Source organism: Streptomyces sp. NPDC058864, assembly GCF_042742985.1.
In the GTDB taxonomy this organism is placed as follows: Bacteria; Actinomycetota; Actinomycetes; order Streptomycetales; family Streptomycetaceae; genus Actinacidiphila.
The window spans coordinates 21,884-32,348 of record NZ_JBHYMQ010000084.1; the positions used below are offsets into that span (position 1 = coordinate 21,884).

General features: G+C 71.4%; 8 protein-coding genes and 2 pseudogenes. 7 read left to right on the plus strand and 3 right to left on the minus strand.

The annotated features are described in order from the left end of the window. Window positions 1-79: 79 nt before the first annotated feature. From ACFW3D_RS37095 to ACFW3D_RS37120, 6 genes are all read left to right on the plus strand, one after another. Window positions 80-946: an AraC family transcriptional regulator gene (locus ACFW3D_RS37095; protein WP_500512182.1), complete on the plus strand. Its 867-nt coding sequence runs from the start codon at window positions 80-82 to the stop codon at window positions 944-946. Window positions 947-991: 45 nt separating this feature from the next. Then, the gene (locus ACFW3D_RS37100) at window positions 992-2,170 is read left to right on the plus strand and encodes a hypothetical protein (protein ID WP_500512184.1); all 1,179 of its coding nucleotides are present in this window, start codon (window positions 992-994) and stop codon (window positions 2,168-2,170) included. Between the two features lie 136 nt (window positions 2,171-2,306). Next, window positions 2,307-2,768 carry a hypothetical protein gene (locus ACFW3D_RS37105; protein ID WP_500512186.1) on the plus strand — a complete coding sequence of 154 codons (462 nt, stop codon included), beginning with the start codon at window positions 2,307-2,309 and terminating at the stop codon, window positions 2,766-2,768. Window positions 2,769-2,898: 130 nt separating this feature from the next. Continuing rightward, the gene (locus ACFW3D_RS37110; RefSeq protein ID WP_500512188.1) at window positions 2,899-3,492 is read left to right on the plus strand and encodes a DUF1990 domain-containing protein; all 594 of its coding nucleotides are present in this window, start codon (window positions 2,899-2,901) and stop codon (window positions 3,490-3,492) included. Window positions 3,493-3,645: 153 nt separating this feature from the next. Continuing rightward, window positions 3,646-4,437, plus strand: a complete 792-nt coding sequence (locus tag ACFW3D_RS37115) for a bestrophin-like domain (protein ID WP_500512190.1) — start codon at window positions 3,646-3,648, stop codon at window positions 4,435-4,437. A 218-nt stretch (window positions 4,438-4,655) separates the two neighbouring features. After that, entirely contained in the window at window positions 4,656-5,654 is a 999-nt protein-coding gene (locus ACFW3D_RS37120; RefSeq protein ID WP_500512192.1) for a helix-turn-helix domain-containing protein, read from the plus strand. Window positions 5,655-5,685: 31 nt separating this feature from the next. Here the strand turns inward: ACFW3D_RS37120 and ACFW3D_RS37125 are convergent. Beyond that, window positions 5,686-6,008 (minus strand): annotated as a pseudogene (locus tag ACFW3D_RS37125) (MMPL family transporter); the annotation flags it as partial. Window positions 6,009-6,196: 188 nt separating this feature from the next. Between ACFW3D_RS37125 and ACFW3D_RS37130 the strand changes: the two are divergent. Continuing rightward, a complete protein-coding gene (locus ACFW3D_RS37130) occupies window positions 6,197-9,334 on the plus strand; it encodes an ATP-binding protein (protein WP_500512194.1) in 3,138 nt (1,045 codons plus the stop codon). Here the strand turns inward: ACFW3D_RS37130 and ACFW3D_RS37135 are convergent. Together ACFW3D_RS37135 and ACFW3D_RS37140 are read right to left on the minus strand one after the other, a co-directional pair. Next, a complete protein-coding gene (locus tag ACFW3D_RS37135) occupies window positions 9,315-10,106 on the minus strand; it encodes an ABC transporter permease (protein WP_500512196.1) in 792 nt (263 codons plus the stop codon). The two genes, ACFW3D_RS37130 and ACFW3D_RS37135, sit on opposite strands and share 20 nt — an antisense overlap. Beyond that, window positions 10,103-10,465, minus strand: a pseudogene (locus ACFW3D_RS37140) (ABC transporter); the annotation flags it as partial. The gene ACFW3D_RS37135 and the pseudogene ACFW3D_RS37140, both read right to left, overlap by 4 nt.

The following is a 10,465-nucleotide window of genomic DNA, read 5'->3' on the forward strand; positions in this document are numbered from 1 at the left end:
TCGGTCGGGCACAGGATGTCGGGTCCGGCGCGGTGGGCGCCGCCTAGCGTGGTGGTCGTCAAGAGGGAGGAACCCGGGAATGCTGGAGCGGCTGAACCAGGCCATGGAGCGCATCGAGCGCCGTCTCGACCAGGACGTCGAGGTGGAGGAGCTGGCACGCGTCGCGGCCACCTCGGAGTACCACCTGCGCCGGATGTTCTCCGCGCTCGCGGGCATGCCGCTGTCGGAGTACATCCGGCGCCGCCGGCTCACCCTTGCCGGCGCCGAGGTACTCGCCGGGCGCGAGACGCTGCTGGCGATCGCCGTGCGCTACGGCTACGGCTCCGGCGAGGCGTTCGCACGGGCGTTCCGTGCCATGCACGGCGTCGGACCGGGCGAGGCCCGGCGTACCGGAGCCGTGCTCAGCTCCCAGTCCCGGATGGCCTTCCGTCTCACCGTCGAAGGGAGCAGCAGCATGCGATACCGCGTTGTGGACAAGGCGGACTTCGCCGTCGTCGGACTCAGGACCCGGGTGCCGCTGGTGCACTCGGGGCCGAACCAGGCGATCATCGACTTCGTCCGCGGGATCGACCCGCAGGTCCTGGAGCGCCTGGAGAAGTTGTCGGACCAGGAGCCGCACGGCATCGTCGCGGTCTGCGACGACCTCGACCCCAGCCGCGCCGAGGGCACCGAACTCGACTACCACCACGGCGTGATCACCTCCATGACCGCTCCCGAGGGCACGACGACGTTGGCCGTGCCGGCCGGCACCTGGGCGGTCTTCACCGCCTCCGGGCCCGTGCCGCAGGCCATCCAGGAACTGTGGCGGGACGTCTTCACCGAGTGGTTCCCGTCCAACCCGTACCGCAGCCGCACCGGCCCCGAGATCCTGCGCACCCGGCTGTCGCCGGAGAAGACCGAGGCCGACGCCGAACTGTGGCTCCCGGTGGAACCCGAGCACGCCTGACACCGCACGCGTGGTGCGCGGCCGGCCGCGCACTACGATCGGGCCATGTCGATCCGGAAGCAGACCGCACCCCCGAGACCGCTCACGGTCGGCGACGTGGTGGCCGCTCATTCGGGCGAGCTCGGGGAGTGGACGGTCGCGCAGATAGTCCGGCTCGACGCCGATTCACAGACGGCGGCCGTGCTGGAGTTGGACTGGTCCGGCCCCGAGCCGTCCGCCGTGGCCGACCTCGGCGAGGTCGCCCCGCTCCGGCTCACCCACCATTCCTGGAACGGCGGACTCTCCTTCTGCAACCATGAATGGGTCCTGCCCCGGAGCCACAAGGTCGTCGGTGCAATGCCCCTCCTCGACGACGAGCCGGCGAACTGCTGGAGTTCCGGATGGCACCTTGGCGACCAGCTCGCCCGGCAGCGGCGGTGGGACAGCGGCCTCCTGGAGGATCCGGTCGCGGACTGGAAGGCGGAGCACACCGGAGACACGGTCAATGAACTCCTCGGCCGGCCGGCAGCACCGACGCCGGAGATCACGCAACTGACCATCAGGGACATCGACTCCCTCGACTGCGCTCGGCTCGTCCAGCGCTTCCCCGGTCTCGTGCGGCTCCATCTGCACGGACGCCTTGGCCACCTCTCGGGCGCGGGCGAGCTGAACCGGCTGGGCTCGCTCCGGGGGATCAGGATCGCCGACCTGTTCGGAATGACGGGAGAGGACCGTCTCCGGCCGCGGCACGTGCCGGAGCTGGAATCTCTGGACCTCTACAGCGTCCCCGCCGCGTACGCCACGGCCATGCGCAGCACCTGGCGACCCGAGATCCCAGCCGGCACCTATGTGTCCATCCTCCGGGCCCGCAAGCCCGAATGGGTCGCGGAGAACCGGAGCAACCCCTTGCGCGACTGGGACGGCCGCGAACACATCGGCTCCGCGATCTACAAGAGGGCCATCGCCCGGTACAAGTCGACACGGGAGGCGATCCTTCAGGTGCTCGCCGAGGAACCCGCGGACGCCCACGCCCTGTCGGCGCGCATGGAAGCGATTGGCCGGGCGTACGGTGAGGCGTTCAACACGCCCGACCTCCGGCCGGGCTTCATCGAGACGGTCGAACGCGAAGAGCTCTTCGGCGCCCTCGACCACGTCATGAACGAGGCCGAAGCGCTCCGAGGCCGCGTCCTCAAGGACGCCCGGGACAGCCTCGTCTCCGGCCTCGAGTCCGTCCGGGACTGGTAACGAGGCACCGTGAAGGCCCCAGCCGAGCCGGTCGGCCAGGGGTGTTGCGGAGTTTCCTCAATCTTTGCCCGCATCGCCCGGGGTGAGCCGCAATGCCCCTTGCGGGCGCACGCCACGGCTTGTCAAGATCACTGCCATGACCTCCCCGAGAGCCGCCCGGCGCGCCGCCGGTACGCAGAACTTGACCGATGTACTCCTGGCCCTGTCCTTCATCAGGCGTCGCTCTCCAGAACAGGACGCCGCCGATCTGCTCCGGGGGCAGGTCTTCGAGGTTGCCGCGCTCAGCAAGACCATCGGCCGGACAGTCATGTTGAAGGTCGGCAAGGGCAAGCAGATACAGCACCTCAAGATCGGCTCCCTGTTCGTCGCCCAGGGGGCATTGATGTGGCGCGAGCGCCGCACCGGCCAGGAGACGGTACTCAGCGGTCCGTTCACGCTCACACAGCTCGACAAGAAGGTCCCGCTGAACGGCAGGATGGCGTTCTACGAGCTGACCACGGCTGATGGGAGCCATGAGATCGCTCTGCCCAAGAAGGACGCCCCCCTGGTCATGATCGCGACAGGCCGGGATGCGCTGGAGCCGCAGGCCCCCAGGTAACTCCTGCGCAGACGCCCACCGAGGCCAAGCGGTCACAGCGCCGAACTGTATGGTGCGAGGTGACCCGGGACAGGTCGTTCCGCAGGCCGTGTTCCGAAGTGTTCGCCCGCTCACTGCACGTAGGACCTTCATGCCCGACCGCGGTTCGAGCCGCCGTACGACTGACGCGCTCACGTACGGGGGCGTCGGCGCGACACGTCCCGCGGAGGAACAGTGGTCGGCGGAGGGCGCGGGCTTGCGCGCCTTCTCCCGCACCACCGTCATCGGACGCGGGGACGCGGACTGGCGCGCCGCGGCTGACGCCGTCCTGCGCTGGGGGGTCAAGCGGCGAAGCGGCTTCACCGTCACCGGCTGCGGCAGTGCGGGTGACCGGGTCACGGCGGGAGCCGAGTACCGGATCACCGCGGGGTTCGGCCCATTCGTCGTCCGGGAGCCGGTGCGGGTGGTGGCCGTGGTCGACACGCCCGACCGCTGCGGCTTCGCCTATGGGACTCTGCCCGGGCATCCCGTCTGCGGCGAGGAGGCCTTCGTCGTCCACCGCTCCCCCGACGGGACGGTCGCCCTGACGATCCGCTCCCTGACGCGTGCCGCTCCACACGGTCCGTGGCGGCTGCTGTTCCCGGTACTGCTCGTGGCACAGCGATTCTTCCGGCGCCGTTATCGACGTGCCCTGATCGGCGTGGGCGTCGAGGCGGAGCCGCCCTCCCGGCGACAGCGGTACTGAGGGCGCCCGGACGACCGGCCCCAGCGGAGGCCACGGTTCGGGTGTCGACGATTCCGCAGGCGCGGCCGGTGGTTCGACTGCCTCGGTGATGCGGCGGCAGGCGGTGCTCGTGCCGACCCCGAACACGGCCGCGACCTGGCTAGTGTCGCCTGCGTGGGACTTTGGCTGCTCAACAACCTGGACACGGCCAGCCTCGCGATCCTCATCGTCGGCGGCGTTGTCGTGTTGTCGCTCGTCGCCTGCTTGGTGGCGCGCCGTGCCTTTCCCGATTTGAGAAATGGCGTGACCAACGATGTGTCGCGCACGGTGCTCGAACTGTTCGGCGCCATCTACGGAATCGTCCTTGCTTTTGTCATCGTGACCTTGTGGACCGATCTTGAGCAAGTTCAAGCAGTGGTGACTTCGGAGGCCACGGATCTCGCTGTTATTTCGCGAAATGCACATGGGTTTCCGGACGACGTCCAGCAGAAATTGGACCGTGCGATCGGGGACTACGTTCACGCGGTCGTGGAGGACGCCTGGCCGCTGATGCGCGACGGAAAGAACAGCCTCAGTGCGACATCGGGAAAGCTCGAGGCATTGTATGCGGTCCTTCAGGATTACGATCCCAAAAGTGATTCCGAGCAGGCCTTTTACAACGCGTCGGTGGAGCGGCTGAACGATGTGACCGCACAGCGCAGAACCCGCATCCTGGCCGCGACGCAACATCTGCCCCCGCTCCTGGAGGTTCTCACCTACGGGGGAGCGCTGGTCGTGATGCTGATCACCTTGCTCTACGGGGTGGAGAACCTCAAGGTGGAGCTGCTTTTCGTGGGATCGATCGCGTTGCTGGTGGGCCTGAGCCTCACCCTCGTCCTCGTCCTCGAACACCCCTTCGCCGGCGATGTGAGTGCGAGTCCGCATCCGTTCATGGAAGGCCAGCTGAGCAAGTACTGGGGCAAGTGACGGGGCGAGGTCCGGCGAGAGACCGACTGGTGCGGGTAATGCGCAGTCCGCGGTTCGCATGACTGCGGATGTCCCGCAGTCTTGCCCGGGAGGCCGTCGGCGGTCCCGGCGGAAATTCTACGGTGGATGCGGAGAACGGCTCCCGGACAACGCGGGCCCGGACATGTGCCAGGAGGACCCGGGAACCAGATGGCTTCAGTCCCGTTCAGGAGAACATCGTGATCGATTCATTCTGCACAGACGCCCAGCCGCCCGCCGACCGGGCCGAGTACTGGCGGGACGCCGTCCGCAGGGCGTTCACCCGGCTGGAGATCCGCACCCGGGGGCCGGGCGAACTCCACGGGGCGATACGCCGGACATGCGTCGCCGGCGTCCAGGCCGGCTTCCTCGAGGCGAGCCCGCAGCAGATGGCACGCACCGCGCCCCTCATCGCCGCCGACGGCGACGGCTCGCTCATCGTCAGCCTGCAGCACACCGGCGGCAGCGTCGCCGTCCAGGACGGCCGCGAAACGCCGGTCGCCGCCGGCGAACTCGTCATCCTCGACAGCCGAAGGCCCTACGCACTGAACTTCACCGGCCAGGTCCGGCAGCACCTGGCCACGGTCCCACGGCAGATGCTGGACGTCCCCGACTCGCTCCTGCACCTGGCCACCGGCCGGACCTACTCCCCCGGCCACGGCATCGGCGGGATCCTCGCGTCGTATGTGAACAGTCTCGTCACGGTGACGGAGCAGTGCGTCTGCGCGAAGGACGCGAAAGGGTTCCTGCGCCAGGGCATCGTCGACGTGCTGACCGCCCTGGTCACCCTCGAGGGGACCACCGGGGAGCAGGCCGCCGTGGAGCGGGCCCTGCTGCAGCACGTCCGCGCCCACATCCGCGCCCACCTGGACGATCCCTCGCTCACCCCGGCGTCGGTCGCGGCCGCCCACCACATCTCCGTCCGCTACCTGTACCAGCTCTTCCAGGACGAGCCCATGACCATCGGCCGGTGGATCCAGCGCCTCAGGCTGGAGGCCTGCCGCAGGGACCTCGCACGACCAGAGCTCGCGGGCCAGACCGTGGCGGCGATCGCCCACCGGTGGGGCTTCGCCAGCCACGCCCACTTCAGCCGGACCTTCCGGACCGTCTACGGCCTCTCCCCCGCCGAGTGGCGGCAGGCCGGCGTCCTGCAGGCTGCACCCCTGCAGGCCACCGACCTCCTCCACCGGCACCCCTGACGGGTGGGAGAGCCGCCACCGGCGGCACACGCCGGTTCTCCTGGCGGTGCGGCTCCTCCCGGTACCGGGCGATGAGCAGCAGTGCGCAGTCCGTGCCGACGCCGAGGACGAGCACCATCAGGATGTCCGAGCCCTGCGGGTCGACGGAGAGGCCCGCGTACTGGCCGAGCAGATAGATGCCGGCCCGACCGCCACGATGAGCGCGGTGGCGATGTGCAGTGTGGAGTCGAGGCCGTCGAAGACCGCGACCTGGTCGGTGAGCGACCCGGCCGGGCCCCCGACGGCGACGTTCGGACCCGGCGGGGCGCCGGCGACCTCGCGCCGCTCGCCGACCGCCACATCCCGAACGCGCCTGCCGCGGTGACCTGGACCGTCAGCCCGCGCACCCGCGGCCGCAAGGGGCCGGCGCGTCGGGCGCCCCCGCGCCCGGCGGCGACGTGACGTACGGCGTCCGGGCAGCCGTTCCCGACCGCGCGGGCCCGGCCGCCGCCTCCACCGCCCTCAACAGCCGCCCGGCCGCCCCCTGTCGCTAACCTGACCGGGTGACGACCGACCTGACTCTCCTGTCCCGCGTGGCCTACCGCGGCCGGGAGATCACCGCGCCCCGGCTGCGCGGACTGCTCGCGCTGCTCGCGGGCGAGCTGCGCGCCGGCTGCAGCACCGCGCGGCTGATGGACGGGCTGTGGCAGGACGAACTGCCCGCCAACCCGGCCAACGCGCTGCGGATCCTGGTCTCCCGGGCCCGCTCCCAGCTCGGGGCGGACGTCGTCGTCAGCACCCCGACCGGCTACCGGCTGGCTCTGGGCGAGGAGCAGGTCGACAGTTCTGCGGTGGTGCGGTGCGCCGAGGCGACCGCCCGGCACGCCCGGGCCGGGGACCACGCCGCCGCCCTGGCGAGCGCGCAGGAGGGCCTCGCCTTCTGGGACACCGCCCCGGACGCCGGCGCCGCGAACGGCGACCCCGTCGCGGAGCTGCGGGCCGCGCGCGCACCGCTCCACGCCTCCCTCGTACGCTCCCGCGCGCTCGCGCTCGGCCGGCTGGGACGACGGGCCGAGGCCGTGACGCCGCTGACCGAGATCTTCGCCGGGACCCCGCGGGACGAGGAGGTGCTGGCCGAGCTGCTGCGCGCCGAGGCGGCGACGGCCGGACCGTCGGCGGCCGTCGCCCGCTACGACGCGTACCGGCGCGAGCTGCGTGAGGGCCTCGGCACCGACCCGGGCGCCGCCCTCAGGGCCGTGCACCGGGAGCTGCTGCAGGCCGACGCCCCCGTGGTCCGGTACGGGGTGCCGCACGACCCGAACCCGCTGCTGGGACGGGACGCGGACCTCGCGGCGGTGGCCGGGCTGCTGCACTCCTCACGGCTCGCCTCGATAGTCGGCCCGGGCGGCCTCGGCAAGACACGGCTCGCGCACGCCGTCAGCCGCCAGGCGCAGCAGCGGGTGGTGCACTTCGTCTCGCTCGCCGGAGTCGGCACCGACGACGACGTGGCCGGCGAGGTCGCGTCGGCGCTCGGCGGCGGGAAGGCACCACGCGGTGGCACCGGGGCGTACGGCGGCGGAGCGGACGTGGCCGCCGGAATCGCCGCCGCCCTCGGCACCGACCCCGCGCTGCTGGTGCTGGACAACTGCGAGCAGGTCGTCCGGGGCGCCGCGGACCTGGTGCGGGACCTGATCGCACTGTCCAAGGACCTTCGGGTGCTGGTCACCAGCAGGGCGCCGCTGGGTCTGAGCTCGGAAGCGGTGTACCAGCTGCCGCAGTTGAGCCTGGCCACCTCGATCGAGCTCTTCGAGCAGCGGGCCCGGGCCGCCCGCCACAACGTCGAACTGCCGCCCGCCGCGGTGGCGGAGCTGTGCCGGCACCTGGACGGGCTGCCGCTCGCCGTCGAACTGGCGGCGGCACGGGTCCGCGTGCTGTCCGTTCCCGAGATCGCCCGCCGCCTCGGCGACCGGTTCACGCTGCTGCGCGGCGGGACCCGTGACGCACCCGAGCGGCACCGCACCCTGCTCGCGGTCGTGGAGTGGAGCTGGAACCTGCTGGAGGACGACGCACGGGCGGCGCTGCGGGCGCTGTCGCTCTTCCCCGGCGGCTTCACCGAAGAAGCGGCGGAACAACTGCTGGGCGACGGCGGTGACGCACCGTACCTGCTGGAGCAGTTGGTCGACCAGTCGCTGCTGAAGGCATCGGACACCGCCGCCGGGATCCGCTTCCACATGCTGGAGACCGTGCGGGAGTTCAGCGCCGCCCGGCGGGCGGCGGCCGGGGAGGACGAGACGGTCACCGACCGGTTCCTCGGCTGGGCACGGCACTTCGGACTCGCCAACCACGACGTGCTGTTCGGCGCCGAGCCGCTGCGGCACTGGGCGCGGCTGCGCGCGGAGCAGGACAACCTCGTGCTCGCACTCCGGCTCGCCCTCGCCCGCGAGGACCATGCCACCACCGCCGCGGCCGGCGCGGTCCTGGCCTGCGTCTGGCTCACCGATTCGGCGAGCTTCCACCGCGCCCTGACCCTGGCCGCCGACACCGCGGCCCCGATGTCGCACTACCAGCCCGACACACTCCACACCGAGGTCACCCGCACCCTCTGTGCCGTCTCGACCGCCGCGCCCTTCATCGGCTACGGGCCCATCCGGCCACGCCACCTCGTCACCCTGCGCCGTCTGCCGGCCGCGAAGCCGGACACGCTGCTCCGCGCTCTCGCCCTCGTGCTCCGCGCCCTTCCCGACATGCGCCCGCCCGGCTACGAGGCGCTGCGGGAGCTGTGCGCGAGCGACGCGCCCTTGCTGGCGGGCATCGCCGAATGCGTGGCCAGCTATCTCTGGGAGTACGAACACGAGCCGGAGCGGGCACTGTCGTCAGCCCACCGGATGCTCGACATGGTCGACGCCGTACCCAATCCGTCGCTCAGGCTCCTCGGTCATTCCCGCTGCAGCGAACTGTGCGCCGACGCCGGTCTCGGCGAAGAGGCGTACCGGCATCTGCTGGCGGCCCTGGACGCCCTGACGCACCTGAGCGACCAGTCACCCACGACGGGCCTGCGCCGGGGCCTCGTCCTGGCCTGCCTGCAGCGCGGTGAACCGGACGAGGCCGAGGAATGGCTGCGGCGGGTGGAGCGGAGCCAGTCCGGTGAGCAGACCTCCGCCCCCACACCCGACCTGGCGGCCTCCGCCGAGATCGCGCTGGCCCGCGGACTGACCGAACTGGGCCTCAAGCGCTGGCGGATGGCGGCCGAACAGCTGCGCAAGGGCGATGCGTCACCGGCCGACCCCTCGATGGACGCCTGGGCCCGGGCGATCGACGCCCACGCGGTGGCCGCGCACGCGTACGCCGGGCGGTTGGAGCCCGTCGCCGGCCTCGTGGCCGAACTGGAGGGCCGGCTGCGCATGTTGCTCACCGACGAGACCCGCCCGGCCGGAGAGGTCGTGACGTACGGCACCGACGTGCTGGCCCTCGGCCTCGCCCGGCGCGCCGCGGGTGACCCGTCGGCGGTACGGCTGATGGCGCTGGCGGAACGACTCCACGTGTCACAGGTGTTCCAGCCCACCATGTCGCTCGGCCGCGCCCGGCGCGCCGCCGGGGAGACGGACGGGGCGGCGTACGCCGACGCGGTGTCGGAGTACGCCGCCCTGGAGCGGGACGGGCTGCGGGAGGCAGCCCGCGCGCTCATTTCGGATCGCGGTTGAACTGCGCCGTCGACCACAGGTAGCCGACCACGGTCAGGCCGGCGCACCAGGCGATCGTGATCCACCCGTAGTTGCCGATCCCGGTGCCGAGCAGCAGGCCGCGCAGGGTCTCGATGGCCGGCGTGAACGGCTGGTACTCGGCGATGGGCCGGAACCAGCCCGGCATCGTGTCGGCCGGGATGAAGGCGCTCGAGATGAGCGGGAGCAGGATCAGCGGCTGAGCGCTGTTCGCGGCCGCCTCCGCGTTCGGACTGGCCATGCCGATGCCGACCGCGATCCAGGTGAACGCGAGGGAGAACATCACCAGCAGCCCGAACGCCGCCAGCCACTCCAGGGGCGTGGCGTCCGTCGACCGGAAGCCGATGGCGACGGCGACGGCGCCGACGAGGACGACGCTGGCGACGCACTGCAGCACGCTGCCGACGACGTGCCCGATGATCACCGAGCCACGGTGGATCGCCATCGTGCGGAAACGGGCGATGAGGCCTTCGCTCATGTCCATCGAGATGTACACCGCGGCCCCGATCACGGTGCTGCCGATCGTCATCATCAGGATGCCCGGCACGATGTAGGCGATGTACTCGGAGCGGTCGGCGCCGCCACCGCCGATGCCCGCGCTCATGACGTCGCCGAAGATGTAGACGAACAGCAGCAGGAGCATGATCGGCGCGAGCAGCAGGTTCAGGGTCGCGGACGGGTAGCGGCGCGCGTGCAGCAGATTGCGGCGCAGCATCGTGCTCGAGTCGCGGACCGCCAGGGACAGGGCGCTCATCGGACGTTCTCCTTGGACTGGTTGGGGACGGCCGCCGGGCCGGTGAGGGCGAAGAACACGTCGTCCAGGTCGGGGGTGTGCACGGTCAGCTCGTCCGCCTCGATGCCGGCCGTGTCCAGCCAGTCGAGGATGGAGCGCAGCTCGCGCTGGCTGCCGCCGCTGGGGATCTGCAGGGTCAGCGCCTCGTCGTCCCGGGTCACCTCGCGCAGTTCGGCGGCGGCGTGCCGGTAGGCGGCGGGGTCGGTGAAGCGGAGCCGCACGTGTCCGCCCGGGATGAGCCGCTTCAGTTCCTCCGCGGTGCCCTCGGCGGCGATGGTGCCGTTGTCGAGGACGGCGATGCGGTCGGCGAGTTCGTCGGC